22 protein-coding genes are annotated in these 24,885 nt (G+C 73.7%); 8 read left to right on the top strand and 14 right to left on the bottom strand.

The window, feature by feature from the left end:
• Window positions 1-70: 70 nt before the first annotated feature.
• The 7 genes from fxsT to ACFWB8_RS19400 form a co-directional block, all read right to left on the bottom strand.
• Complete coding sequence (fxsT, locus tag ACFWB8_RS19430) at window positions 71-3,049, bottom strand: FxSxx-COOH system tetratricopeptide repeat protein (protein ID WP_385228088.1); 2,979 nt, start codon at window positions 3,047-3,049, stop codon at window positions 71-73.
• A gap of 63 nt (window positions 3,050-3,112) precedes the next feature.
• Window positions 3,113-4,357: an HEXXH motif domain-containing protein gene (locus ACFWB8_RS19425; protein WP_385228085.1), complete on the bottom strand. Its 1,245-nt coding sequence runs from the start codon at window positions 4,355-4,357 to the stop codon at window positions 3,113-3,115.
• The gene (locus tag ACFWB8_RS19420; RefSeq protein ID WP_385228082.1) at window positions 4,354-5,577 is read right to left on the bottom strand and encodes an FxsB family cyclophane-forming radical SAM/SPASM peptide maturase; all 1,224 of its coding nucleotides are present in this window, start codon (window positions 5,575-5,577) and stop codon (window positions 4,354-4,356) included. Before ACFWB8_RS19420 ends, ACFWB8_RS19425 begins: the two co-directional genes overlap by 4 nt.
• A gap of 96 nt (window positions 5,578-5,673) precedes the next feature.
• Entirely contained in the window at window positions 5,674-5,868 is a 195-nt protein-coding gene (gene fxsA, locus ACFWB8_RS19415; protein WP_385228079.1) for an FxSxx-COOH cyclophane-containing RiPP peptide, read from the bottom strand.
• A 168-nt stretch (window positions 5,869-6,036) separates the two neighbouring features.
• Window positions 6,037-9,285, bottom strand: coding sequence for an SAV_2336 N-terminal domain-related protein (locus ACFWB8_RS19410; protein WP_385228076.1), 3,249 nt, complete (start codon window positions 9,283-9,285; stop codon window positions 6,037-6,039).
• Window positions 9,286-9,291: 6 nt separating this feature from the next.
• Entirely contained in the window at window positions 9,292-10,308 is a 1,017-nt protein-coding gene (locus ACFWB8_RS19405) for an AAA family ATPase (RefSeq protein WP_385228073.1), read from the bottom strand.
• A gap of 73 nt (window positions 10,309-10,381) precedes the next feature.
• Window positions 10,382-12,508: a trypsin-like peptidase domain-containing protein gene (locus tag ACFWB8_RS19400; RefSeq protein WP_385228071.1), complete on the bottom strand. Its 2,127-nt coding sequence runs from the start codon at window positions 12,506-12,508 to the stop codon at window positions 10,382-10,384.
• 105 nt (window positions 12,509-12,613) lie between these two features.
• On the opposite strand from ACFWB8_RS19400, the gene ACFWB8_RS19395 reads away from it, so the two are divergent.
• Window positions 12,614-12,799: a DUF6104 family protein gene (locus ACFWB8_RS19395; RefSeq protein WP_328719461.1), complete on the top strand. Its 186-nt coding sequence runs from the start codon at window positions 12,614-12,616 to the stop codon at window positions 12,797-12,799.
• Window positions 12,800-12,960: 161 nt separating this feature from the next.
• Here ACFWB8_RS19395 and ACFWB8_RS19390 read toward each other — a convergent pair whose 3' ends face one another.
• Entirely contained in the window at window positions 12,961-13,770 is an 810-nt protein-coding gene (locus ACFWB8_RS19390) for a hypothetical protein (protein ID WP_385228068.1), read from the bottom strand.
• 158 nt (window positions 13,771-13,928) lie between these two features.
• On the opposite strand from ACFWB8_RS19390, the gene ACFWB8_RS19385 reads away from it, so the two are divergent.
• Together ACFWB8_RS19385 and ACFWB8_RS19380 are read left to right on the top strand one after the other, a co-directional pair.
• Window positions 13,929-14,861, top strand: a complete 933-nt coding sequence (locus ACFWB8_RS19385; protein WP_385228065.1) for a DUF4097 domain-containing protein — start codon at window positions 13,929-13,931, stop codon at window positions 14,859-14,861.
• 1 nt (window position 14,862) lies between these two features.
• Window positions 14,863-15,750, top strand: a complete 888-nt coding sequence (locus ACFWB8_RS19380) for a helix-turn-helix transcriptional regulator (protein WP_385228062.1) — start codon at window positions 14,863-14,865, stop codon at window positions 15,748-15,750.
• 47 nt (window positions 15,751-15,797) lie between these two features.
• On the opposite strand, the gene ACFWB8_RS19375 is transcribed toward ACFWB8_RS19380, so the two are convergent.
• From ACFWB8_RS19375 to ACFWB8_RS19360, 4 genes are all read right to left on the bottom strand, one after another.
• Window positions 15,798-16,358, bottom strand: a complete 561-nt coding sequence (locus ACFWB8_RS19375; protein WP_385228059.1) for a Clp protease N-terminal domain-containing protein — start codon at window positions 16,356-16,358, stop codon at window positions 15,798-15,800.
• On the bottom strand, window positions 16,358-16,567 hold the full coding sequence (locus ACFWB8_RS19370) for a helix-turn-helix domain-containing protein (protein ID WP_385228056.1): 210 nt from the start codon (window positions 16,565-16,567) through the stop codon (window positions 16,358-16,360). Before ACFWB8_RS19370 ends, ACFWB8_RS19375 begins: the two co-directional genes overlap by 1 nt.
• A gap of 65 nt (window positions 16,568-16,632) precedes the next feature.
• Window positions 16,633-17,595 (bottom strand): zinc-binding dehydrogenase, encoded by a 963-nt coding sequence (locus ACFWB8_RS19365; RefSeq protein ID WP_385228053.1) that lies wholly within the window; start codon window positions 17,593-17,595, stop codon window positions 16,633-16,635.
• A gap of 355 nt (window positions 17,596-17,950) precedes the next feature.
• Window positions 17,951-19,153 (bottom strand): NADP-dependent malic enzyme, encoded by a 1,203-nt coding sequence (locus ACFWB8_RS19360; RefSeq protein ID WP_385228050.1) that lies wholly within the window; start codon window positions 19,151-19,153, stop codon window positions 17,951-17,953.
• A 526-nt stretch (window positions 19,154-19,679) separates the two neighbouring features.
• Between ACFWB8_RS19360 and ACFWB8_RS19355 the strand changes: the two genes are divergently transcribed.
• The 3 genes from ACFWB8_RS19355 to ACFWB8_RS19345 are packed head-to-tail and all read left to right on the top strand — an operon-like array spanning window position 19,680 to window position 22,371.
• Entirely contained in the window at window positions 19,680-20,627 is a 948-nt protein-coding gene (locus tag ACFWB8_RS19355; protein ID WP_385228047.1) for an ABC transporter substrate-binding protein, read from the top strand.
• Window positions 20,628-20,656: 29 nt separating this feature from the next.
• On the top strand, window positions 20,657-21,607 hold the full coding sequence (locus ACFWB8_RS19350; protein WP_385228044.1) for an amino acid ABC transporter permease: 951 nt from the start codon (window positions 20,657-20,659) through the stop codon (window positions 21,605-21,607).
• Window positions 21,608-21,618: 11 nt separating this feature from the next.
• Window positions 21,619-22,371 (top strand): amino acid ABC transporter ATP-binding protein, encoded by a 753-nt coding sequence (locus tag ACFWB8_RS19345; RefSeq protein WP_272263541.1) that lies wholly within the window; start codon window positions 21,619-21,621, stop codon window positions 22,369-22,371.
• Window positions 22,372-22,446: 75 nt separating this feature from the next.
• Here ACFWB8_RS19345 and ACFWB8_RS19340 read toward each other — a convergent pair whose 3' ends face one another.
• Window positions 22,447-23,241, bottom strand: a complete 795-nt coding sequence (locus tag ACFWB8_RS19340) for a class I SAM-dependent methyltransferase (protein WP_385228041.1) — start codon at window positions 23,239-23,241, stop codon at window positions 22,447-22,449.
• A gap of 82 nt (window positions 23,242-23,323) precedes the next feature.
• Between ACFWB8_RS19340 and ACFWB8_RS19335 the strand changes: the two genes are divergently transcribed.
• Window positions 23,324-23,953, top strand: coding sequence for a CGNR zinc finger domain-containing protein (locus ACFWB8_RS19335; protein WP_385228038.1), 630 nt, complete (start codon window positions 23,324-23,326; stop codon window positions 23,951-23,953).
• Here ACFWB8_RS19335 and sodX read toward each other — a convergent pair.
• Window positions 23,857-24,276: a nickel-type superoxide dismutase maturation protease gene (gene sodX / locus ACFWB8_RS19330; RefSeq protein ID WP_385228035.1), complete on the bottom strand. Its 420-nt coding sequence runs from the start codon at window positions 24,274-24,276 to the stop codon at window positions 23,857-23,859. The two genes, ACFWB8_RS19335 and sodX, sit on opposite strands and share 97 nt — an antisense overlap.
• Window positions 24,277-24,447: 171 nt before the next feature.
• Between sodX and sodN the strand changes: the two genes are divergently transcribed.
• Window positions 24,448-24,843: a superoxide dismutase, Ni gene (sodN, locus tag ACFWB8_RS19325; protein ID WP_136215065.1), complete on the top strand. Its 396-nt coding sequence runs from the start codon at window positions 24,448-24,450 to the stop codon at window positions 24,841-24,843.
• Window positions 24,844-24,885 lie beyond the last annotated feature (42 nt).

Genomic DNA, 24,885 nt, shown 5'->3' with positions numbered 1-24,885 from the left:
AGGCCCGGCACCCCCTCGGGGGGGCGCCGGGCCTTCCGGCTGCGGCACCGCTGCCGGGAGCCGGGTTCGGCTACGGCTGGGGTTCGAAGTCCCAGTACGGGCGGGTCTGCTGGCGGGCCGAGACCGTGTGGACGTGTTGGGGGCCGAGGGTGCGGATCAGGCCCTTGATGCCCGCGTCCTCGTGCTTGCCCGCCTCCGCGTCCTCACGGACCGACCGGAGGTCCGCGGCGAGCGCGATCTGCGCGCTGAGCGCCATCGGATGGTCCGGGCCCAGCACCTGCTCCGCGGTGCGCAGGGTCTCCCGGCTCAGGTCGACCGCGGAGTCGAGCCGCCCGGTGATGTTGCGGTGCCCGGTCGCGTTCAGGGCGCAGCCCAGCGTCCACGGGTGCCGGTCGCCGAGCGCACCCCGCATGCCCACCAGCGCCTGCTCCGCGAGCGACAGCGCCTCCACCCGCTCGCCCTGCGCGCGCAGTACCAGGCCGAGGTTGCCGACCGTGCCGATGCTGTACGGGTGGGCGAGCCCGAGCTGGGACTGGTAGCCCCGTACGACGTCCTCGGAGATGCGGCGGGCCTCGCCGATGTCCCCGTACTCGCGCAGGTACGTCGCGTAGTCCGAGGCGACCATCAGCGTCCAGGGGAACTCGGCGCCGAAGACGCGCGTGGAGCGTTCCAGGACGCTGCGCAGCCGGGCGCCGGCGCCGGGGATGTCCCCGGAGCGGCGCAGGCACATCCCGAGGTTGTGCTCGGCGCGCAGGGTCTGCGGATGGTTGGCGCCCAGCACCTGGATGTGGATCTTGAGGCCCTGCTCCTGGCGGGCCAGCGCCTCCCGGTAGCGCCCCATCAGCCGCAGGCCCATCGCACAGCCGATGCCCGAGGAGAGCGTGGCGATGTGCCGTACCCGCAGGACGCGTTCGCGTCGGCGCAGGGTGTCCAGGTCGGTGTCGTAGGCCTCCTGGAAGCGGCCGAGCAGGCGCAGGACGACGGCGACGTTGTTCTGGGCGTTGAGGGTGGTGGAGTCGTCCTCGCCGAGCAGTTCGCGATAGGTCGCGAAGGCGTGCTCCAGCAGCTTCCGGGCCTCCTCGAACTTGGCGGTGCTGAGCAGGACCCCGGCGTAGGTGCTGGTGGCGCGCAGGGTCTCCAGGTCCCGGTCGCCGCGTTCGGCGAGGAGCCGGTCGGCGCGGGAGCGGGCGAGGGCCTCGGCGCGGCGGAAGTGCCCGAGCATGCGCAGGGCGCCGGTGTGGTGGTAGCTGAGCTCGCGCACCTGGTCGTGGTCGTCGCCGAGCATCGCGCGCCAGATGCCGTCGGTCTGTTCGGCGAGCCGCAGGCAGGTGCGGTACTCCCCGGCGAGCATCAGGTAGCGCAGGCAGTGCAGCAGGAAGTTCTGGATGCGCGGGTTGGTGCTGGTCAGCACGCCGGCGGAGTCCAGGTGCGGGATGAGTTCGGCGTACCGGGGCCAGAGCCGGGAGTCGGCGGGCCGTCCGGGGTCGGCGGCGGCGAGCACCTGGCGCACGGCGCGCGAGAGCGGCTCGGCCTCCTGCTCGCCGAGGTCCTCGCGGACGATGTTGTGGACCATGCGGTGGAGTTGGACGGTCTCCAGGCCGCCGCCCTCCTCGACGGGCAGGTCGGAGTACTCCAGGCGGACCACGGAGAACTGGACGAGCTTGTTGAGGGCAGCGTTCCACCGGATCTGGTCGTTGATGAGGCCCGCGAGGTCCTCGGGCACGTCGTCGGCGGGGAACTCGCGCAGCAGCCGCAGCGGGACCCGGCCGGGTGCGAAGAACACGAACAGCCGGAGCAGGGCGAGGGCGTCGGGGAAGTTCTCGCGGATGTTGTTGAGCAGTATCGCGAGGGCGGTGGGGAAGGGCACCGGGTAGTCGTCGGAGAGGGTGACGGCTTCCCGGGAGTCGAGCCGGCGCCTCAGCAGCGCCAGGTAGTCCCCGACGGACAGCGGGGAGTCGGCGAGCCAGCCCGCGGTCTGGTCGAGGGCGAGCGGGTAGTCGTCCAGGGCCTCGGCGAGCTGGTCGGCCTCCTCGCCGGTGAGGCGCAGGGCCCGGCGGCGGATGAAGGTGATGGACTCGGGCCGCGCGTAGAGGGGCACTTCGACCAGGCTGGTGTGCCGGGAGGCCCATTCACGGTTGCGGGAGGTGATGATCACGTCGCCCGCGCCCGCCGGCAGCAGGTCGGTGAGGTCGTCGGGGTTGTCGCAGCCGTCGAAGACGATCAGCCAGCGGTTGTACGGGGAACCGCGCCGCAGCGCTTCCAGGACGGCCCGGATCTGCTCGCCGTAGCTGCCGGCGCCGCGCGGCAGGCCCAGCGCGGGGGCCAGGTCGGCGAGGCGCTCTCGCAGGGTGGGCCGGTCCTCGGCCGGGACCCACCACACGACGTCGTACTCGGAGGCGAAGCGGTAGGCGTACTCGGTGGCGACCTGGGTCTTGCCGACCCCGGAGAGCCCGAGCAGGGTCACGGTGGAGGCGCCGGACGGGGCCTGCGTCAGGGCTTCGCGGAGGTTGCCGATGACGTCGTTGCGGCCGGTGAAGCGGGGGTTGCGGCGCGGGACGCGGCCCCAGATCTCGGGCGGGTCGTTGGGGAAGCGCGGGCCGCGGCGGCCGGTCTCGGCGCCGACCCGGTCGGTGGGCAGGTCGAGGCGGCGCAGCACCCGGTACTCGGCCTCGTACGAGTCCAGGCCCCACAGGTCGGTCTTCTCCAGTACGGCGACGGCGCTCGGCAGCGGGGCGTCGGTGAGGCAGACGGCCGCGAACCGGTCGGGGTGGCGGTCGGTGACCTCGCGCAGGGCGGTGTTCCACTCCGCGTCGGTGCGGGTGCCTGCGGAGAAGTAGCGCTCGCTGAGGACGAGCAGCACCCGGCCGCCGCCGCGGGCCAGGTCGTCGAGGGCCTCGCCGACGCCGGGGCTGTTCTGCGGGTCCCAGCGCTGGAGGGTGACGCGGTGGCCGTACTCCTCCAGGCGGTGGGCGATCCACACGGCCCAGGGGCGGTTGAAGCCCGCGAAGCTGATGACGAAGCGCTGCGGTTGGAGGCTTCCGGTGGTCATGCTGCCGTCTCCCTGGATGCGGGCGGTGGACGGGGTTGAAAAGGTACCGCAGTGGACGGTCCGTCACCCTTGTGCGAACGGGGCGAGTTCGGGGTGCTCCGCGCACCAGGCGCCGCGTTCCAGGTCCACCGCGCGGCGGGCGGCGGCCTGCTGGGCCGCAGGGGGCGCCACCTCGTCCATGGCCTCTTCGGCGGCGGCCATCGCCTCGGTGAATTCCCTTCCGAGGGAGGTCAGTTGGCCATGAGCCCGGATGACGGGCAGTACGGCGGCCACCTGTGCGCGGATCCGGGCGTGCTGGGCCCACGCACCCCGGGCCCCGTAGAGGGCGGCGCGCTGCCAGTACCCGGCGAGGGCCAGGTGGGCGTACGCGCCGTGCAGCAGCCCGTCCAGGGGGCGGGGGTCGGCGCGCCAGGGGGCCCAGTGCCGGGGCGTGCGGTCGGCGGTGTGCAGGGTGACCACGTCGGCCAAGGCGGTCAGTTTGCCGTGCTGCACCTCGTGCACGAGGGTCGCGGCGAGCGCGGGCGGGGCCTGCGCCCGGGCCAGTACGGAGCCCGCGGCGGCGGGCAGGGTGGCGCCGCTGGAGCGGGAGCCGCCGCCGAGCGGGACCACCGAGCGCAGCAGCAGGCTCATCTCCTGCGCGCGGGCGGTGTCGTAGCGCTGGAGCAGGGTGAGGGCGCCGGACCACTGGGTGTCCCAGCGCTTGTGGCCCCGGGGGGTGAGCCGGCGGGCCGGGCGCACGGGCGCCGGCCGGTCCGGGCCGGGGGCCCGGTAGGGGTCGAGGTCGTCGAGGGCGGTACGGCCGCCGGGCAGGGTGTGCAGGGCCAGCGCGGCCGGGTCCGCGGGGTCCCAGGAGCGCTCGGTCAGGGCGAGCGGTCCGGGCCGGGCCGGGCGCAGCAGGCCGACGGTGGGCAGGACGAGGCGGCCGTGCACGGGCCGCAGGGTGGCCTTGAAGGTGATCCCGGAGCGCAGGGCGGCGGCGACGGCGAGCGCCCCGAGGTGGGCGAGGTCGGCCGGGGGTCCGCACGGGGCGTGGAGCCGGCGCAGGGTCTCCTCGGCCCACACCCCGGTGGCCGGGTAGTGCAGGACGTCGCGCACCGCGTCGGGGGCGTGCCGTTCGGCCTCCTCCAGCAGGGCCCAGTGCTCGGCGGCCTCCCCGGCGCGCCCGCCGGGGGCCGCGTCGAGCACGGCGCGCAGCAGGACCAGGCGCTTGGAGCGGCGTACGTCGCGCACGAGGCGGGTGCCGTCGGCCGAGGGCTCGGTGGAGGCCAGGGCGCGCAGGGTGGCGGAGGTGACGGTGAAGGGGTTCACGACGCGGCCCGCCGGGTGGCGTCGCGCAGCGCGTGGGCGATGTGCCGGATCAGGACCTGGAGGTCGGCGCAGTACACGGAGGGCTGGCGGAAGCCCTCGCCGGCGAGGTAGCGGTGCGGGTAGTGGCCGCCGCCGCACACCTCGACCAGTTCGCAGGAGCGGCAGGCGGCGGCGAGGGCGTCCCGGCCGAGCTGGCGGGCGACGAGCCCGGGGTGTTCCAGCAGTTCGTTGAAGCTGTGCGTGGCGAGGTCCATCCCGGTGCCGGCGGCGCCCTCGTAGGCGGACTTCAGCGAATCGGCCTGCTCGATGGCGCCGTCGGTCTCGACGACGGCGGTGGCGGCGGGCGCCAGGCCCAGGGTCTCGGTGGCGGCGGGCAGTCCCAGCAGCAGGGCGATGATCTCCTCGAACATCCGGATCCGGGTGCGCCGCTGCCCGTCGTGCCACCAGCGTTCGAAGACGGCCAGGAGCCAGTCGGCGTACGGGGTCTCGCGCGGGCTCCGGCCCGGCGGCGGGGTGCTCCAGTTGGCCAGGGGCAGCAGCAGGCCGAGGGCGGGCGGTGCGAAGGCGAGCAGGGACTCGTACGTCTCCACCGGGTCCTGGGCGAGGTCCACGACGCAGAGCACCCCGGCGTAGCTCTCGGGGTGGCGGGCCAGCAGCCGCAGGCCCCGGGCGGCGGCGGTGAACCCGGGGCGCCCGGCGTGGTCCACGCGGCGGGCGTTGTGCGCGGGCAGCCCGCCGTCGAGGCTGACGCCGACGCGTATCCCGGCGGCGGCGAGCGCGGCGAGCCGGCCGCGGGTGAGCAGGACGCCGTTGGTCTGGACGGTCGCGGTGACCCGGGTGCGCGGGGCGGCCGCGCGCAGGGCGTCCCGCACGGCCTCGACGGGCGCGGCGAGGTCGGCGGGGGCGGTGAGCAGCGGCTCCCCGCCGTGCAGGACGAGGTCGACGCGGGGCAGGTCGTGGGCGGCGGCGTGTTCGGCGATGCGGGCGGCGGCGCGGGTGACGGTGGCCGGGGTCATGACGGTGGGCTGGGCGCGCCAGCCCTGGTCCGCCATGGCGTAGACGTAGCAGTAGGTGCAGGCGAGGTTACAGCGGCTGCGCGTCTTGAGGACGAACTGCCGTATGGGGTACGGCCGGTGGCCGCCGGCCCGGGCGGCGGGGACGTCGAGCCGGGTGTAGGGCCAGGGGGCGTGTCGCGCGTGACTCGTGTTCGTCTGCCTCATCGCCTGTACCTCCCTCCCCCGGGACGGTCCATCCCTGCCCTTGCCGGGGCCCGCGCTAACGGCGGAAAGTGGTCAACTCCTTTCAGGGCAGACAGATCAGACGACTCCGGAGTCGAAGGCGTTCAGGATCTCGGCCGGGTGGGTCACCCGCTCGACCATGCCCTCGATCACCTGGGCGAGCACGGGGTGCTCGATCCCCCGCAGTGCGGCCAGGTCCAGCCCGGAGAGGTCCGGTAACCGCCCGGGGCACTCGGGGGCCGCTGCCGCCGCTTCCTGATGCTTGGTCACCATGTGCGCCCTTTTCCCTCCGGGGGGTAAGCGGAAACGGCGGCGGCCCCGCCCCTACTGGGGCCCCGCCCCAGACCCCGCGCCTCAAACGCCGACGGGGCTGGATTTTGGCTGATGCCGCCCCTCAGCCGCTGGCGGCATCAGCCAAGAGGCGCGGGGATCCGGGAGCGGTCACGGCGGCTCCAGGGCGCGGATGCGGGCGCGGACGGCGGCGGCGCGGGTGCCGGCGCCCCCGCCGAGCCGCGTCCACGACTCCAGCGCGGAGCGATACGCGTCCAGCGCCGCCCGCGGCCGCGCGAGCCGCTCCAGCACCTCCCCGCGCAGCTCCTGCACCCGCGCGGCCAGCTCGACGGCGGTGTCCCGCCACTCCCCCCGGTCGGTGTCCAGCGCAGCCCGCCACGCCCGCCGATAGGAGTCCGCGGCCCGGTCGAGCCGTTCCAGCGCCCGTGTCTGGGCGTGGATCTGCTGCTGTACGTCCCCGTGGTCGCGCCAGGCCCCGGCCTGCTCCAGGGGGTTGCGGCTCTGCCGGACGGCCAGCTCCAGCAGGTACTCCGCCTCGCGCAGGTCCACCAGGTCGCCCTCGTACGTGTGGCGCAGGCGCAGCCCGGCCGCCAGCCGGATCAGCCGGTGCGCGGCCCGGGGGTCGGACTGCGGCACCGCGGCCCGGCTCTCGCGCAGCACCCGCACCGCGGTGGAGGCGAAGGCTCGCCCGTCGGCCTCGGCGGCCCCGGCGCGGGCCAGGAGCACCTCGCCCCACTCGGGCAGCAGTTCCCCGAAGGTGTCCCCGTCCCGGGGGATCAGCCGCCGGGCCCGGCTGTAGGCGCCGGCCGCGTCCTCCAGGGCCGTGGGGTCCGCGTCCCGTTCGTGGCGGGCCCGGTGCACCCGCGCCAGGCAGAGCAGCGCCGACACCCGCAGTTCGGGGTCTCCTGCGGCCTCGGCCAGCGCGGCCTCCAGCTGCCCGGCGGCCTCCTCCAGCCGTCCGGGCAGGTACCGCAGGGCCGTGGCCCGTTCGACGCGGACCCGGGCCCGCGCGCCCCGCCCGGCGGCCGGGTCCACGGTCAGGTGGTCGGCTGCCCGCACGGCCAGGGCGGTGCGTGCGTCCGGTTCGGGGGTGTGCGCCAGCAGCGCCAGCAGGACGCGGCCGAGCGCGAGCCGCAGCGCGGGGTCGACTCCGGCGTCCGCGTCGGCGGCGGATTCCGGATCCGGATCCGGGTCCGGATCGGGGCCGGTCAGGGCCTCCAGCGCGGCCCGCGCCTCCCGCAGGGGCCCCGGGTCCTCCCGCAGCCCGCTCAGCCGGATCAGGGCCTGCGCCCGCCGTACCGCGCAGTCCACCCGCAGCTCCGGGTCGAGGTCCGCCACGGCCCCGGCGGCGGCGAACTCCCGTTCCGCCGCGGCCAGCAGCCCGGCGTCGCCCAGGGCGGACGGCCCCGGGGCCGCCAGGGCCCGCTCGTACAGGACCCGGCCGAGCGCCGCCCGCGCCCCGGGGGTGCCCAGTCCCGCCAGGGCCCGCTCGGCCTCCGCGAGCAGCTCGGGGTCGCGCTGGAGCGCCCACAGCCGCAGCAGCGCCCCGGCCAGCTCGGTCTCGGCCTCCCCCGGCGGGTCACCGGGTCCGGCGGGGGCGGCCACCGCCCGCCGCAGTACCGTCACGGCCTCGTACAGCGGGCGCTGGCCGCTCGCGTCCCCGCTGCGGTCGTGCTCCGCGAGCCGCTCCCGCGCGGTCCGCAGCGCCTGGTCGCGGCCGGGCGGCGGCGGGCTGCTCGCCGCCACCGCCGGGCCCTCGGGCGGCGGGCCGGGCAGGTAGCGGCGTACGACCTTGGCGGAGACCTGCGCGAAGGCCTGCGGCAGCCGGGCCGCCGGGACCCGCTCGTCGGCGTCCTCGGCCGGCGCGGGGGCCCCGGTCAGCTGCGAGACGGCGAGCGCGGGGAAGTTGCGTACGCCCCGCCCGAAGTGCGCCAGCACGTACTCCGAGCAGTGCTTGAGGACCAGTGCGGCCTCGTCCCGCCCCAGCGGCCCCAGCAGTACGTCCTGCACCCCGGGAACGAAGGCGTACCAGCCTGCCTCGGAGGTGCGCCGCAACAGCCCGCTCAGCAGCACCTCCGCCAGGTCCGAGGGCTCCGAGTCGGGCAGCATCGTGCGCTGCACCAGCCTCATCACGGGCAGCGTCAGCGGGGCCGCCGACAGGTACACCGCGAGCTGTACGGCCCGGGGCGCGGCCGAGGCACGGAAGCGCCGCACCAGTTCGCGCGGCGGCCGGGCGGCCCGCGGCGGCGGCGCGGTCGCGGCCGGGTGGCGGGCGAGGACCCGGCCCACCTCGGCGGGGACGGGTCCGGTGCCGAGCCCGGCGACGAGCCGGGCCCAGGCGCCGAGAGCGGTGGCGCTCGGCGGCAGGACGGGCACGGTCAGGCCGCCGGTGGGCCGCCCGGCCCGCGGCGGCCGGTCCGGGCGGAACCTCAGCTTCCCGCCGCCCTCGGCCCGCGAGAGCGTGCCCCGCTCGGTGGGCAGCCAGCTGCGGCTCCAGAGCCGCTGCGGCAGGGGCTGCACGACCACGCACGGGGTGCACTCGGCCCACCGGTACAGCAGCCGCTGCGCCTGGCCCTCGCGCCACACCGGCCCGGCGCAGTCGGAGACCACCATGGTCAGCGCCCGCCCGGTGGGGTCCCGCAGCTGGTCCCCGGAGGCCGTCCCGGCGCCGGGCAGCGGGCCGCGCCCGACGGCCGCCCCTCCGTCCGCGAGCCGGTGCAGGTAGTACACCTGCACGTCCCGGAAGGCGCCCAACCGCTCGCACACGGAGCGCAGTTCCTCGAACATGTCCTGCCACACCGCCATCGACGGCGACGCGTCCATCACCAGCCGTACGGTCGCCTCGCGCCGGCTCTCGCGCCGGAACACCGGGATGACCAGCCCGAGCGCCCGTGCGCTGGCCTCGGCGGTGGCGGGCTCGTCGAGCACCGTCCGGCCGGGCGGTGAGGGCGGGCGGTGGCGCTGGAGGGCGCGCAGGGCCCGCTGGACGTCCAGGATCCGGGGCAGCGCGGCCGCCGCGGGGACCCGTACGGGCACGCCGTCCAGGGCCTCCGGCGGGTCGGCGGCGTGCGGTCCGCCGCCGGGACCGGCCCCGGAGCCGGAGCCGGACCCGAACGCCGGGTCCGGCGTGCCTCCCGGGCGGGCCTCCGGCGCGTACAGGCCGATCGGATCCTCGGCCGGCGGCCGTGGCGGCCGTACGGGCTCCGGCCCGGGCCGCGCCTCGTCCGGCTCGGCGGCCGGCTCCCGTCCGGGCGGATCCGCGTCCGGCGGCCGGCCGCCCGGCGGGCGTGTCCGGCCGGCGAGCCAGAGCGCGTCGGCGATCTCCTCGGTGGACGGGTCGAGCCCGGCGGCCCTGAGCAGGGCGGCCAGTTCGCGGATGCCGGGCCCGGCAGCTGGCACGGCCCGTCACCTCGGGCGGTCTAGGCGCTGGATGAGCAGGTCCGCCAGGTCCTCCCGGGTGGGGGGCGCGGCGTGGTGGGTGAGGTAGATGGCGTTCAGCAGCTGGTCGGCGGCGACCAGTTCGGACTGCGAGCGGCTGAGGAACTCCCGGATCAGATCGGCCCCCAGCCGGGCCGCCTCCTCGCCCAGGTGCGCCCGCACCATGGTGGCGAGCCGCTTCTCCCCGGGCTGCCCGAGCTTGAGCTGGATGCACCGGCGCAGCAGGGCGGCCGGGAAGTCCCGCTCGCCGTTGCTGGTCAGGATGATGAAGGGGAAGGCCCGGCAGCGCACCCGACCGCCCCGGACGGTCACCTTCGCCCCGTCGTCGGTGAGCACCTGCACCTCGGGCTCGGTGTCGGCGACCCGCTCCAGCTCCGGAAGGGCGAACTCCCCTTCCTCCAGGACGTTCAGCAGGTCGTTGGGCAGGTCGATGTCGCTCTTGTCCAGCTCGTCGACGAGCAGGACGCGCGGCCGCTCGGTGGGCAGCAGCGCCGTGCCCAGCGGCCCGAGCCGGATGTACTTCCCGATCCCCGGGGGGTCGGCCCGGCCCTCGGCGGCGGAGCCGGCAGCGAGCTGCACGTCCTGGAGACGGGCGATGGCGTCGTACCGGTACAGCCCGTCCTGGAGCACGGTCCGCGAGACCACGGGCCAGCGCAGGACGCGCCCGAGCTTCAACTCGTGTGCGACGGCGTGCGCGAGGGTGGACTTCCCCGTTCCCGGGTACCCGGTGACCAGCAGCGGCCTGCGCAGGTACAGCGCGGCGTTGATGGCCTCCAGCTCCTCGGGCTCGGGCCGGTGCATCTCGGCGGCCTGCCGGTGCGCCCCGAGCCGGCGCGCCACGTTCCCGTCGGGCTGTGCGGCGGCCGCCCCGGTCTCCCCGACGGGTCCGCCGTCGAAGTCCCGCCAGGGCGGCGGATCGGGCAGGGCGTCGATCCCGTCGTGGGGTTCGCCGACGCCGCGGTAGATGAGCCATTCCTCGTTCACGCGTGCTCCTTCCCCTCAAGTCGGTCCCGGAGGTGCCCCGCTGCGGGCCGGCCCGGCGCGGGCCCCGGCCCCCTCACAGGTCTCCCTGGAGGGGCTCGTCCTCCGGCAGCGGCCGCCCTGGGTCGTTCCAGATCAGCGCCACGCCCGCCGCCCAGTAGGCGTCCGGGTCCGCGCCGTGCACCCGGCCCCGCAGCGCCTGGAAGCGCTGCGGCAGCAGCGCGCCCCGGCCCGCCTCCGTGAACTCCTCGCGCAGCCCCCGGTGGTACGGCTCGCACGACGCCCCCGGGTCCGGTGGCGGCCGGCGGCACACCGCCACCCCGTACCCGGCCGCCCGTACCGCGAGGAGCGACCCCAGCGTGGGCTCCAGCCAGGGCGCCCGGCAGTGCACCGGCACCGTGTTGTCCGCGAGCCCCGCCAGCCACCGCGGGGAGGGGCTGCGCGGCCGTCCGCCCGCGCAGTCGGCCCGCTCGTCAGGCAGCGGGCCCGCCTGGACCCGCGTCCAGCGCCGGGCCGCCTCCTGCGGGTCGGGGCCGTCCGCGGGGTGGCGCAGCACCACCGGCCGCTGCACCCCGACCGGCACCCCGCCGGCCCCCGGCCACTCGTCCACCGCCAGCCCGAACAGCTCGGGCGCCACGGCCACTTCGAGCAGGGCCGCCGCCTCGTGCGTGTCACAGCGGCGGAAGGCCTCGGCGAGCGGCGCCCGCAGCGCCTCCGGCAGGGCCGCCAGGGTTGCCCGTACGCCCGATTCCACCGGGGTCACCCGGCCCGGCCCGGCGAGCACCGAGACCCGCCAGTCGTACACGTCCTCCCAGCCGTGCGCCCACGCCTCCAGCAGTACCGAGGGCCCGGTCGGCAGCGCTGCGGCGGCCCGCGGCGGAGCCCCGTGGGCGTGGTGGACGGCTCGGGCGGCCGAGGCGCGCCGGCGCGCCGCCGCCTCCGCCAGGCCCCGGGCCCGGCGCTCGGCCAGCTCCCGCCGCAGCCTGCGCCACAGCCGCTCCGCGGTCGTCCGTACCCAGTCCCACAGCTCCTCGTCGGCGCCCGGCGACGGTGGCTCGCGGTGGACGGCCACGCTCACCCCGGTCGCGTACCGGAGCATCGCCGCGGCCTCCCCCTCGCCGCCGGGCGGGTCGCGCAGCAGGCCGAGCCCGTCGCGCCAGCTCAGCGGGGCCGGCGCCGAAGGGTCCGGCTCCTCCCCGCGCGCCTCCTCGACCAGGGCCCGTACGGCTTCCGAGGAGCCCGGCGCGGGGAGTTCGGCGAGCAGCCCGCACAGCGTGGTCCGCTCCCCCGCGGTGAGGCGCCCGCGCGCGCCGAACGGGTCGGCGTCCGGCGCCGGCAACTCGTCGTGCACGTCGGTCCAGGTGCGTCGGCTGTTCAGATCGCTGCGGTGTTCGTCGTAGTGGTACAGGTCGTGGGCCTGCATGACCCGGCGGTACGTCCCGACCTGCCCGGTCGCCGGCACCAGCGGCAGCGTCCGCAACTGCACCACCGACACGGCGAGCCCGCCCCCGCCCGTGTGGCGCCGGGCCTTGACCACGCCGACGACCTCCCCGGTGGCCAGGTCCACCACCGGGCCGCCGGACATGCCGGGCTCGATCTCGTCCTCGCCGCCGAGCCGGATCGCCGCGCCGTTCCCGGCGGAGCCGCGCAGCCGGGTCGTCCGGCCGGTGATCTCCGGGGTGCCGAGGTCCTCGGTGCAGCCGAAGTAGGCGACCTCGGCCAGGCGGGGCCTGGGCCGGTCGGTCAGCCATGCGCAGGCGTGCGAGACCGGCGCCAGAACCCGCACCAGCGCCAGGTCGGGCAGGTCCCACAGGGCCCGCCGGCCGGGGCGCCGGCCCTCCAGCCGCTCGGGCAGTACGCAGTCCACGCGCCCGGCGACGGTCCCGCTGGCGGCGCCGTTCCCGGCGGCGCTCCCGGACTGGAAGGTGATGGCGACCTCACGCCCGACCAGACGCACCGCAGCACCCCCTTCGCCGACCACGTGCGCGCACGTCAGGACCCAGCCGGGGGCGATGAAGAAGCCGCTCCCCCACGTGGGTCCGGACCAGCTGTTGCCAGAGCTGTCATACCCGCCGGAGGGGGCGTGGACGCGTACGGTCGCCGCCCGGACGAGGGGCTCCAGGAGCTCGTAGGCGCGCGCGGACCCCTCCGAGCGCCCGTCCGGCATCCCCTGGCCCGCCCCCCGCTCGCCCTGTGTGGCCATCAAGGCTAGCGCCGGGCGGCAGAGCGCGGGAGGTGTCTTCGCACGGCGGATTATCCTGGCGGGAAACACCCCCATCACGACCGCCTGTACGGCACGGAGCCCGACTTGTACTTCACCGATCGCGGCATCGAGGAGCTGGAGAAGCGGCGCGGCGAGGAGGAGGTCACTTTCGAGTGGCTCGCCGAGCAGCTGCGCACCTTCGTCGATCTGAACCCGGACTTCGAGGTCCCGGTGGAACGCCTGGCCACCTGGCTGGCCCGCCTGGACGACGACGAGGAAGAGGACGAGTAGCCGGGGCCCGGGCCCCGGCGCCCGGCACGACGAAGGGGCCCCACCGCTGCCCGCGGCGGGGCCCCTTCGTCATCGGGAGGGCCCCGGGCGGGCGGCGCGCGCCGGGCCGCCCGCCAGGCCACCCGTCAGGCAGTTCATCAGGCCGCCCGTCAGGCCGTTCGTCAGCGCGGCGTGCGGGCCCGGTCGTACGCCAGGGACAGCGCGCCGTGGGTGACCAGCAGTGCGCCCGCCGTCAGCCAGCCCGGGCTGCGGCGGTGGGCCGCCCAGAGCAGCAGGGGGGCGCCCGCCGCCAGTTGGGCGGCGCCCAGGCGCCGGGCCTTCGGGCCGCGGACCCACGGGCCCAGGGGGCCGCCCTCCAGCACGTCCAGCTCCGCCCGCACCGCGTCGCGCCAGCCCGACCACTCCACCGTCTCGGTGCCGGGCGCGACCCGGGCCGCCTCCCGTAGCCGGTCGGCGGGCTCGCCGGGGGCCAGTCCGGCGGGCAGTGCCAGGCCGGCCCGGGCCAGGAGCGCGATCAGCCCGAGCAGCCGGGCGGCGCCGTCCGCGGCGTCGTCGGGGCGGGTGAGCCGCTCCAGGTCCTCCAGGTCCAGCACGGGGTCCAGCCCGAGCCGCACCGCCAGCACCCGCATGGCGTCCGCCTCGCCGACCGGTCGGCCCGCCGCGTCCCATTCGTACACCGCGGGGCGCCGGAAGCCCGAGGCCAGCGCGAAGCCGGTGTGGCCGCCCTCCCACCACAGGCTCAGCACCGGCCAGTTGGCGCCGGTCGCGAGCGCCGAGCCCCAGCCCGACAGCACCTCGGCCACGGACTCCTCACCGCCGATCCACGGCTTGCCCTCCGGGACCAGCGCGCTCCACTCGCCGGCGGGGGCGAGCAGCAGGCGTTCGCGCAGCAGGTGTGCGGCGGGGCGGGCGACGAGCGGCTCGGTGCGGCAGAGCAGCAGGCCGCCCGCCGTGGTCTGGGAGATCGGCATGCCCACACGCTATGGCAAATCGCCGTAGAGCATCGTAAGTCGGACGTAAAGGGATGCGCCATCCCGCTTGACTTCCCCCGACCGCGATATATCGTGTTCCTCAGAAGACGCGATATGTTGCGTGCGTCGAGACCTTACGCCGAGGAGGATCAGCAACCATGGCTGAGCAGAAGACGTGGTCGGTCGCCGAACCGCAGAAGATCACCTTCGAGGAGCCGGTGACCGAGGTCCACGTCCGCGTGGCCGGCGGCACCGTCAACGTCGTCGCCGCGGCCGGTGCCGACGAGGGATCGGCCCGCCTGGAGGTGGCCGAGGTCGACGGACCGCCCCTGCACGTCGTGCAGGAGGACGGCGTCCTCACCGTCTCCTACGAGGACCTGCCCTGGAATGGTTCCCAGGGCCTCAAGAAGTGGTTCGAGGGCAAGCCGTGGAAGGCCTGGTCCGCCTCCGACTCCGGCCACAAGGCCTGGGAGCGCAGCGCCACCGTCACCCTCACCGTCCCGGCCGCCGCCCGCGTACAGCTGGCCACCGTCAGCGCCACGGTCTTCGTCTCCGGCATCAGCGGCGACACCGACGTCAACGGGGTCTCCGGCGACGCCACGCTGGTCGGCCTGTCCGGCAAGGTCAAGACGCACACCGTCTCCGGCGGCGTCGAGGCCCAGTCCGTGACCGGGAAGCTCGGCTTCCACTCCGTCTCCGGCGGACTGACCGTGGTCGACGGCGCGGGCGGCAGCGTGCGGGCCGACTCGGTCAGCGGCGACATGCTCATCGACCTGACCCTCGACGAGGCCGAGCCGCGTCCGGTGGACATCGTCCTGAACTCCGTCTCCGGCCAGGTGGCCATCCGGCTGCCGCACCCCGCAGACACCCGCGTCGAGGCCAACACCGCCACCGGCGGCGTCTCCAACGCCTTCGAGGACCTGCGGGTCTCCGGCCAGCTGGGCACCAAGCGGATCACCGGCACGCTGGGGGCCGGCACCGGCACCCTGCGCGCCACCACCGTCTCGGGCTCGATCGCGCTGCTCCGCCGGCCGCAGGCCGACGCCCCGGCCGCCGAAACCCCGCTCGCACTCGACAAGAAGGTGCTCTGACATGCCGCCCGTCTTCGCCCACGGCCGCCTCCGCCTCTACCTCCTCAAGCTGCTGGACGAAGCGCCGCGCCACGGGTACGAGGTGATCCGCCTGCTGGAGGAGCGCTTCCAGGGCCTGTACGCGCCCTCCGCGGGCACGGTGTACCCGCGCCTGGCCAAGCTGGAGGCCGAGGGGCTGGTCACGTACGCCACCGAGGGCGGGCGCAAGGTGTACTCCATCACCGAGGCGGGCCGCGCCGAACTGGCCGACCGCGGCGGTGAACTGGCCGACCTGGAGCTGGAGATCCGCGACTCGGTCTCCGAACTGGCCGCCGAGATCCGCGCCGACGTGAGCGGTGCGGCGGGCGACCTGCGGCGCGAGATGCGGGCCGCGGCCAGCGCGTCGGCGACGCAGGTGGAGGACGAGTCCTGGAAGGCGGCCAAGGAGGAGCTCCGCAAGGCCAGGCAGGAGTGGAAGGAGCAGGCGCGGCGGGCGAAGGACGAGAGCCGCCGGGCCCGCGAGGAGGCCCAGCAGGCCCGCCGTCAGGCCAAGGAGGCGCAGGAACGGGCCCGCGAGGAGGTCCAGCGCATCGCCGGCCAGCTCCAGGAGCAGTTCGCCAAGTCGGGCGGGGTCCTGGGCAGCCTGGCCGGAGCCTGGCTCGGCGGCGCCGCGGGCACCTCCGCGCCGACCGCGTCCACTCCCGAGGCGGCCCCCGCCGCCGACTGGGCCGAGGACCTGACCCCGACCGGGGATCCGGTGCGGGACCTGGACCGGCTGCTGGACCGCTTCCGCGACGAGGTCCGCGACGCGGCCCGCGACCACGGCGTGACCCCGGCCCAGCTGGCCGAGTCCCGCGCCCACCTGGCCGCCGCGACGGCCCGCCTCACCGGCGCCCTGCGCACGCCTTAGTGCTGTGGCCGGCGAACCTCTCCGGCCACAGCACGGGCGAAGGCCGGTCAGGCCGCCAGGCCCGTTTCCGCCGTCGCGTAGGTGACCCGGTGGTCCGCCAGGACCTCGGCGGGGGTGCCCGGGCGCGACAGGAGCGCCAGGAGCAGGTGCAGCGTCGAGATGTGGCGGTCCCCCCGGCCCAGGGCGATGCGCAGCGACTGCTCCAGCGCCTTCTTCGCGCCCTGGGCGAAGGGGACGTGACGGGTGTCGGACTCCGGACGGCCGAGGGCCGAGCGGAGCGAGGAGCCCAGGGTGCGCCGACGCGGGGCCGCCGAGGCCAGGGCACCTTCGCCATGGGTCTCCTCGACCCGGGAGACGATCTCCCCGAGGTCGATGCCGAGGCCGGCCAAGGCCTCCTCGTCCGCCCGGGACATGCCGCCCCGGCGGCGGGCGGCGGCCAGGTCCGCGCTCATCGCGGCCCGGTCCACGCCCAGGGGGTCCAGCACGCCCTGGGCGAGCAGGGCGAGGAGCAGGTGTTCCTCGGTGACCGTGGCGGCCCGGGCCCGGCGGGCCTCGGTGACCGCGCCCGTCACGGTGTCACGGGCAGCGGCGGTGAAGCGCTCGAACATCAAAGCCTCCCGTACTTCTTGTGCACGGCCTGCCGGCTGACGCCCAGCTCGGCCGCGATGTCCTGCCAGGACCATCCCTGCGCGCGGGCACTGCGTACCTGTACGCCCTCCAGCTGCTCCAGCAGTCTGCGCAGGGCGGCCACGGCACGCAGGCCCACGCGCGGGTCGCGGTCCCCGGCCCGTTCGGCGAGATCGGTGGCTTCCGTCATGCATGTCAATGTAGGTTGACACGCGGGAGGGTGTCAACCCCGATTGACGCATGGATCCGGGGGCGTCAGACGGTCAGGACCACCTTGCCGAACAGGTCGCCCGACTCCAGCTTCTCGAAGCCCTCCCGGGCCCGGCCCAGGGGCAGCACCTCGTCGATCACCGGCCGGACGCCCGTCGCGGCACAGAAGGACAGCAGGTCCTCCAGCTCGTCCTTCGAGCCCATGGTCGAGCCGACCACCTTGAGCTCCAGGAAGAAGATCCGCGTCAGCTCCGCGTGCGCCGGACGGTCGCCGCTGGTCGCGCCCGAGATGACCAGGGTGCCGCCCGGCCGCAGGGACTTGACCGAGTGCGACCAGGTGGCGGCGCCGACCGTCTCGATCACCGCGTCCACCCGCTGCGGCAGCCGCGCGCCGGGCTCGTACGCCTCCACGGCGCCGAGCTCCACCGCCCGCTTGCGCTTGGCCTCGTCCCGGCTCGTGGCGAAGACCCGCAGGCCGGCCGCCTTGCCCAGGGCGATCGCGGCGGTCGCGACACCGCCGCCGGCCCCCTGCACGAGCACGGAGTCGCCGGGGCGGACGCCCGCGTTGGTGAAGAGCATGCGGTACGCGGTCAGCCAGGCGGTCGGCAGGCAGGCGGCCTCCTCGAAGGACAGCTCGGCGGGCTTGCGCAGGACGTTCCAGGCGGGGACGGTCACCTGCTCGGCGAAGGTGCCCTGGTAGCGCTCGGTCAGGATCGAGCGGGGCTCGTCGGGGCCCACCCCGTGGCCGCTCTGGCCGATCACCGAGTGCAGGACGACCTCGTTGCCGTCCTGGTCGATCCCGGCGGCGTCGCAGCCGAGGATCATCGGAAGTTTCTCCTCGCCGAGGCCGACTCCGCGCAGCGACCACAGGTCGTGGTGGTTGAGCGAGGCGGCCTTGACGTTCACGGTCACCCAGCCGGGACGGGCCTCGGGGGCCGGGCGCTCGCCCAGCTCAAGGCCGCGCAGCGGCTGGTCACGGTCGATTCGGGCGGCATATGCAGCGAACATGCGGCCAGAGGCTACCGTCCGGTAGCCCAAGTCGGCCAGGGGCCCCGGTCCGGCGGGGTGCCCGAACGGAATGAGTCGTACGGTCCTCAACTACCTGGTGTACCAGTTGGTTTGCCTACTCCCGAGTCACAAGCGGAACGTCGAGAACGATCCACGATCGGGGGTAACATTCAAGCCATGCGGCGCGCTCGTCATGAGCCTGTCATCTTTCCGCATTCTCCGATTCCGGACGGCACGACCCCTCCCCGCTCGGGGGCGGGGAGGGTGCGCCAACCGTCCGAATGCGAAGGAGGCCCGGCCGGATCGCTCCGGCCGGACCTCCACCCGTACAGCTCAGCTCACCTCTGCTCGGCGCTCAGGCCAGGCGGGCCACACCGTCGGCCTTGGCCGCCGCCGCGACGGCCGCGGCGACCGCCTCGGCCACGCGCGCGTCGAAGGGCGACGGGATCACGTAGTCGGCGGCGAGCTCGTCACCCACGACACCGGCGATGGCGTCGGCGGCGGCGATCTTCATGCCTTCGGTGATCCGCGTGGCGCGGACCTTCAGCGCGCCCGCGAAGATGCCCGGGAACGCCAGCACGTTGTTGATCTGGTTCGGGAAGTCCGAACGGCCCGTGGCCACGACCGCCGCGTACTTGTGCGCGACGTCCGGGTGGACCTCCGGGTTCGGGTTGGCCATGGCGAAGACGAACGCGTCCTTCGCCATCGAGGCCACCGCCGCCTCCGGGACCGTGCCGCCGGAGACGCCGATGAAGACGTCCGCGCCGGCCAGGGCCTTCTCCAGCGAACCGCTCTGGCCCGTCTTGTTCGTCAGGCCCGCGATCTCCGCCTTGACGTCCGTCAGGTCGGAGCGATCGGCCGAGACGACGCCCTTGCGGTCGGTGACGCACACGTCGCCGATGCCCGCGTCGACCAGGATCTTGGCGATGGCGATGCCCGCCGCACCGGCGCCCGAGATGACGGCGCGCAGGTCACCGAGCGTGCGCCCGGTGAGCTTCGCGGCGTTGCGCAGGGCGGCCAGCGTCACGATCGCCGTGCCGTGCTGGTCGTCGTGGAAGATCGGGATGTCCAGGGCTTCCTGGAGCCGACGCTCGATCTCGAAGCAGCGGGGAGCGGAGATGTCCTCCAGGTTCACCCCGCCGAAGGACGGCGCCAGACGGATGACCGTCTCGACGATCTCGTCCGTGTCCTTGGTGGCGAGCGCGATGGGCACCGCGTCCACGCCGCCGAACTGCTTGAACAAAATGGCCTTGCCCTCCATCACGGGGAGGGAGGCCTCGGGTCCGATGTCACCGAGTCCGAGCACGGCCGTGCCGTCGGTGACGACGGCGACCACGTTGGACTTCCAGGTGTACTCGTTGACGAGCTCCGGCTGCTCCGCGATGGCGGTGCACACCTTGGCCACGCCGGGCGTGTACGCCAGGGACAGGTCGTCCGAGTTGTTGACCGGCACAGTGGCCTGGATTGCCATCTTGCCGCCCCGGTGCAGCGCGAACACCGCGTCCGGGTTGTTGTCCGTAACGCTGTCGCTGCGAGGGTTGACGATCTCCGCTGCCACTTTGTGTGACCCCTTAAGTCCTTTGAATCGTTGAGGGTGGCCACTCCTGGTTAAGGGGTGGGCGGGCACCGCGTCCGTACTCCGCATCGACGGTTGGCCCGTCTCCGCGAAGGGGAGGTTCGTACGCGCGGGCGCGCCGCACGCGCGCCCTGAGCCCCGGATGAGGGGTGTAAGGATCTGTTCTACCTGAAGAACGCTCACCCAGACGAGTCGATTCCTGCTCGACCATAGGCCGCTTGTCCCGGTTTTGGCTAAAAGTCCAAACCTCTCTGTCCAATGGGCGAGACGCGCCGCAAATAGTGAGCCCAAAAGCCCTGGTCACGCGGGTTTGTGCGGTCTGGAGGGGCCTTGTCCGCAGTCCTGTTGGGAGGCCGGGGGTGTCCGTTATCTGATTTTGACCTGATGGGCAGCCTGAATGCGTCAGTCCGAATGGCAAGATGCCGTAATCACACAAGGTCGCGACACTCGATGGTGCGTGCCGCGACCGTTCTCGGATGCTTTTCCACCAGCCCGGAGGAACCAGCTCATGACCGCAAGCACCACCCGTCGTACGACCGCCGCCCGGTCCCGGATCGCCGCGGCCGGTGCGATCGCGGTCGCCGGCGCCCTGATCCTCACCGGCTGTGGCGACCAGACCGACAACTCCTCCTCGACCCCTTCGGGCAACGCGAACAGCGCGCCGCTGTTCTCCAAGCTCCCGGAGAAGATCCAGAAGGCCGGTGTCATCAAGGTCGGCACGGACGCGGCGTACGCCCCGATGGAGTACACCGAGGGTGGAAAGATCGTCGGTGTCGACCCCGACATCGCCGACGCGCTGGCCAAGCAGCTCGGTGTGAAGTTCCAGTTCACCTCCGGCACCTTCGACGGCCTGATCACCTCGCTGGAGACCGGCCGCCAGGACGTCGCGATGTCGTCGATCAGCGACAACAAGAAGCGCCAGGAGGGCCTGGACGACAAGGGCCAGAAGATCGGCAAGGGCGTCGACTTCGTCGACTACTTCTCCTCCGGCGTCTCGCTCATCGTCAAGAAGGGCAACCCGCAGAACATCAAGTCCCTCGACGACCTGTGCGGCAAGACGGTCGCCGTCCAGCGCGGCACCATCTACGAGGACACCTTCAAGGCGCAGGCCGAGAAGTGCGGTGACAAGAAGCTCACCATCGAGGCCTTCGACACCGACGCCGAGGCCCAGACCCGCGTCAAGGCCGGCGGCGCCGTGGCCGACATGAACGACTTCCCGGTCGCCGCATACATCGCGAAGACCTCCGGCGGCGGCAACGACTTCGAGGTCGGCGGCCAGCAGAGCGACGTGGGCCTCTTCGGCATCGCGGTCTCCAAGGAGAACACGCAGCTGCGCGACGCCCTCAAGGAAGCTCTCGACGCCACCATCAAGGACGGCTCCTACGCCAAGGTCCTGGAGAAGTGGAACGTCAAGGACAGCGCCGTTCAGTCCGCGACGGTCAACGCAGGCAAGTAGCCCGAGCGCTCCACTGAAGGGCAGTCGTTGTGACTGACAAGATCGACAAGGGTCCGGCCGCGACTCCGCCGGCCGGACCCGGCGCCTCGGGCACCCCCTACGAGGCCATCAAGGCAATCCCCGTACGCCACTACGGCCGCTGGATCAGCGCCGTGGTCGTCGCCGTGCTCCTCGGCTGGCTGATCTACGCCTTCTCGCAGGGCAAGGTCATCTGGGCGACGGTCGGCGACAAGCTGTTCGACCCCTCGGTGATCGCCGGTCTCGGCAACACCGTGATCATCAGCATCACCTCGATGGCGCTGGGCCTGGTGCTCGGCATCCTCTTCGCGGTGATGCGGCTCTCGAACAACCCGGTCACGAGCTTCGTGTCCTGGCTGTACATCTGGTTCTTCCGCGGCACCCCGGTCTACGTGCAGCTGCTGGTGTGGTTCAGCCTCCCGCTGATCTTCCAGTACATCAACCTGGGTCCGATCTACAAGAACGAGACCGTCGACGTCATGACGCCGTTCATGGTCGCCCTGCTGGGCCTCGGCCTGAACGAGGGCGCCTACATGGCGGAGATCGTCCGGGCCGGCATCCAGTCCGTCGACGAGGGCCAGAGCGAGGCCTCGCACGCGCTCGGCATGACCCGGACGCAGACCATGCGCCGCGTGGTGCTCCCGCAGGCGATGCGCGTGATCATCCCGCCGACCGGCAACGAGTTCATCAACATGCTGAAGACCTCGTCCCTGGTCTCGGCGGTGCAGTACACCGAGCTCCTGCGGGCCAGCTCCAACATCGGCAGCACGGCCGGCGCGGTGATCGAGATGTACTTCGTCGCCTCCATCTGGTACCTGGCTCTGACCAGCGTATTCAGCGTCGGCCAGTACTACCTGGAGCGCCGCTACGCCCGCGGTTCGCTGCGCAGCCTGCCGCCCACGCCGCTTCAGCGGCTGAAGGCCAACCTGAACATGTTCCGCCGTACGGAGGTGGCGAAGTGACCGCCCAGCCGATGGTCAAGGCCGAAGGCGTCCACAAGTCGTACGGCGCCGCCCACATCCTGCGCGGCATCGACCTTGAGGTCGCCCCCCGTGAGGTCTTCTGCCTGGTCGGCCCGTCCGGCTCCGGCAAGTCGACCTTCCTGCGGTGCATCAACCACCTGGAGCGCATCAACGCCGGCCGGCTCTCGGTCGACGGCCAGCTGGTGGGCTACAAGCAGAAGGGCGACAAGCTCTACGAGCTGAAGGACAGCGAGGTCGCGGCCCAGCGCCGGGACATCGGCATGGTCTTCCAGCGCTTCAACCTCTTCCCGCACATGACGGCCATTGAGAACGTCATGGAAGCCCCGGTCATGGTCAAGGGCGAGTCCAAGGCGGTGGCGCGCGAGCGCGCCGTACGCCTCCTGGACCGCGTCGGCCTCGGCGACAAGGGCGGGAACTACCCCACCCAGCTCTCCGGCGGCCAGCAGCAGCGCGTGGCCATCGCCCGCGCGCTCGCCATGGAGCCGAAGCTGATGCTCTTCGACGAGCCCACTTCGGCGCTCGACCCGGAGCTGGTGGGTGACGTCCTGGACGTCATGCGCGGCCTCGCCGAGGACGGCATGACCATGATCGTGGTCACCCACGAGATGGGCTTCGCCCGCGAGGTCGGAGACAACCTCGTCTTCATGGACGGCGGCGTGGTCGTCGAGTCGGGCAACCCGCGCGACGTGCTCGGCAACCCGCAGCACGACCGCACGAAGGCGTTCCTGTCCAAGGTGCTCTAGCCGGCGCCGCGTGTACGCGGGTGAGGGGCGGTACGGATTCCCGTACCGCCCCTCACCCACGTCCGGGGCCGTCTCCTACTTCAGGCCCAGGACCAGCGCGTCCGAGGGGGAGCGCCAGACCGTACGGGCCTCCGCGAAGCCCGCCCCGCGCAGCGTGGCCGCGTGCCAGTCGGCGGGCGGGGTGTCGCCGTCCGCGTGCTCGCCGTAGATCTCGTAGCGGCGCTTCGTCGGCTCGGCGAGCGCCGGGTCGGCGGCGGCCACGGCCCACCAGTCGGCCCAGTCGAGCGCACCGGCCTCGCGGGCCCGGTCCATGCCGGCGTGCCGGTGGGCGCGCTCGGCGGCGTTGATCCGCGGGGTGGCCGGGTCGGGCATGTGGTCGGCGTTCATGAACACCCCGCCGGGACGCACCAGCGGCGCCAGCTGCCCGTACAGCACGGCCAGGTCCTCGCTGTGCAGCCAGTGCAGGGCGGTGGCCGTCAGGACCGCGTCGTACGTGTCGTACGGGAGGGCCGCGCGCCAGTGCGGGTCCTTGAGGTCGGCCGTCACGAAGGTGACCCGGGAGTCCCCCGCGAAGTGGCCGCGGGCGATGGTCAACAGTGCGGGGTCGAGATCGACTCCCGTACTGGTGGAGTCCGGGAACCGCCGCAGGAGCCGGTCCGTGATACTTCCCGTACCGCACGCGAGATCCAGTACCCGGGGGGCGGGTCCCACCAGCGCCTCGACCATGTCCAGCATCACCCGGAACCGCTCCTCGCGGTCCGGCATGTACCACTCCTGCTGGCGGTCCCAGCTGTCCTGCCAGGCCTGCCAGTCGTGTCCGCCAGCCGCCTCGGCGCTCCGCCCGGTCGCAGCAGTCACCGCGTCTGCCATCCTGCACCCCTCCACGCGTAATACCCTCGAATACGTATCAGCCGTTACCGGAAACACTAATCCGCAGCCGTAAGGACTACAAGTGGAACTGGCCCATTACTCGGACTACGCCGTGCGTCTGGTCAACACCGAGGAGCCGGCCCGCAACAAGGACTCGCTCACCTCGGTGGACGCCGTCCGCGGCCTGTTCGGCGCCAGCGTGCAGATGGCCCGCCGCGTCACCGACACGGACGTCACCCGCTTCCGCAACGTCCGCGGCCGGCTGCGCTCCGTCTTCGAGGCCGCCGACAGCGGCGACCACGTCCTCGCCGTCGACCTGCTGAACTCCCTGCTCATGGAGTTCCCCGTCAGCCCCCAGGTCTCCGGCCACGAGACCCTCGGCGAGCACGGCGGCCCCCACTGGCACATCCACCTCGCCGACCACCCCTCCAACGCCTCCGCCGGCTACGCCGCGATCGCGTCCATGGGGCTGGCCTTCCACCTCACCGAGCACGGCCCCGACCGCCTCGGCCTCTGCCAGGCACCGCCGTGCCGCAACGCCTACCTCGACACCTCGACCAACCGCTCCCGGCGCTACTGCTCCGACCGCTGCGCCACCCGCGCCAACGTCGCCGCCTACCGCGCCCGCAAGCGGCTGGAGGCCGACGCGTCCGCCCACAGCGGCCGCAGCGCCGACACCGCCCAGGAGACCCGGGCCCTGAGCGAGCGCTGATCCACCGCGCGCGGCCGGAAGCGCAGCACCGCCGTCGCCAGCACCAGTTCCGCGGGCACCGCCCCGTAGACGGTGCTGTCGCCGGTCTCGTTGTACGGGTTGTCGCCCAGCACCCACCAGCCGCCCGGCCGGCGCTCCGCCGCCCGCTTGACCACCAGCAGGTCCTGCTGGAAGGGGTGGCGCAGCACGACCACGTCCCCCGGTCGCACGAGGGCCCCGTAGCGGACCAGCAGCCGGTCGCCGTGGAGCAGCGTCGGCACCATGGAGGGACCCGTCACCTCCAGCACCTCGAACCGCGGCCGCGAGCGCCTGTTCTCCACCATGTCCGACCTCCTCCTCTCTCCCGCATGCTGCCGCACGTTCCCGTACATTCGCTCACCGGTGCCGACACGGCGCTGGACTTTTGTCCTAAGCCCCTGGGGGCGACCGCGAAATCGTCTTTCTCACGGAGTAATCTCCCCCTTGAGAAGACGATCACGAGGAGGACAAACTCCATGCTTTCCCGCCTCTTCGCCCCCAAGGCGAAGGTCTCCGCCCACTGCGATCTTCCGTGCGGCGTGTACGACCCTGCCCAGGCCCGCATCGAGGCCGAGTCCGTCAAGGCCGTGCAGGAGAAGTACCAGGCCAACGACGACGCCGACTTCCGCGCGCGCGCCATCACCATCAAGGAGCAGCGCGCCGAGCTCGCGAAGCACCACGTCTCGGTGCTGTGGAGCGACTACTTCAAGCCGCCGCACTTCGAGAAGTACCCGCAGCTGCACACCCTGGTCAACGACACCCTGAAGGCCCTCTCGGCCGCCAAGGCGTCGAACGACCCGGCGACCGGCCAGAAGGCCCTCGAACTCATCGCCGAGATCGACCGCATCTTCTGGGAGACCAAGGCCGCCTGATCCAGGGCGCCCTCGGCGTACGAGAACGGCCCGACCGCTTCC

Origin of the sequence: Streptomyces sp. NPDC060031 (assembly GCF_042736805.1) — a bacterium.
Lineage (GTDB): Bacteria > Actinomycetota > Actinomycetes > Streptomycetales > Streptomycetaceae > Streptomyces.
This window is presented reverse-complemented; position numbering and strand designations above follow the sequence as displayed.

What these genes read in the sequence shown, in the direction of transcription:
- ACFWB8_RS19385 (WP_385228065.1), top strand. Translation starts at nt 13,929, where the DNA reads ATGGCTGAGCAGAAGACGTGGTCGGTCGCCGAACCGCAGAAGATCACC.
- ACFWB8_RS19340 (WP_385228041.1), bottom strand. Translation starts at nt 23,241, where the DNA reads ATGGCAGACGCGGTGACTGCTGCGACCGGGCGGAGCGCCGAGGCGGCT.
- ACFWB8_RS19375 (WP_385228059.1), bottom strand. Translation starts at nt 16,358, where the DNA reads ATGTTCGAGCGCTTCACCGCCGCTGCCCGTGACACCGTGACGGGCGCG.
- sodN (WP_136215065.1), top strand. Translation starts at nt 24,448, where the DNA reads ATGCTTTCCCGCCTCTTCGCCCCCAAGGCGAAGGTCTCCGCCCACTGC.
- ACFWB8_RS19370 (WP_385228056.1), bottom strand. Translation starts at nt 16,567, where the DNA reads ATGACGGAAGCCACCGATCTCGCCGAACGGGCCGGGGACCGCGACCCG.
- ACFWB8_RS19355 (WP_385228047.1), top strand. Translation starts at nt 19,680, where the DNA reads ATGACCGCAAGCACCACCCGTCGTACGACCGCCGCCCGGTCCCGGATC.
- sodX (WP_385228035.1), bottom strand. Translation starts at nt 24,276, where the DNA reads ATGGTGGAGAACAGGCGCTCGCGGCCGCGGTTCGAGGTGCTGGAGGTG.
- ACFWB8_RS19420 (WP_385228082.1), bottom strand. Translation starts at nt 5,577, where the DNA reads ATGAGGCAGACGAACACGAGTCACGCGCGACACGCCCCCTGGCCCTAC.
- ACFWB8_RS19345 (WP_272263541.1), top strand. Translation starts at nt 21,619, where the DNA reads ATGGTCAAGGCCGAAGGCGTCCACAAGTCGTACGGCGCCGCCCACATC.
- ACFWB8_RS19400 (WP_385228071.1), bottom strand. Translation starts at nt 12,508, where the DNA reads ATGGCCACACAGGGCGAGCGGGGGGCGGGCCAGGGGATGCCGGACGGG.
- ACFWB8_RS19365 (WP_385228053.1), bottom strand. Translation starts at nt 17,595, where the DNA reads ATGTTCGCTGCATATGCCGCCCGAATCGACCGTGACCAGCCGCTGCGC.
- fxsA (WP_385228079.1), bottom strand. Translation starts at nt 5,868, where the DNA reads ATGGTGACCAAGCATCAGGAAGCGGCGGCAGCGGCCCCCGAGTGCCCC.
- fxsT (WP_385228088.1), bottom strand. Translation starts at nt 3,049, where the DNA reads ATGACCACCGGAAGCCTCCAACCGCAGCGCTTCGTCATCAGCTTCGCG.
- ACFWB8_RS19380 (WP_385228062.1), top strand. Translation starts at nt 14,863, where the DNA reads ATGCCGCCCGTCTTCGCCCACGGCCGCCTCCGCCTCTACCTCCTCAAG.
- ACFWB8_RS19390 (WP_385228068.1), bottom strand. Translation starts at nt 13,770, where the DNA reads ATGCCGATCTCCCAGACCACGGCGGGCGGCCTGCTGCTCTGCCGCACC.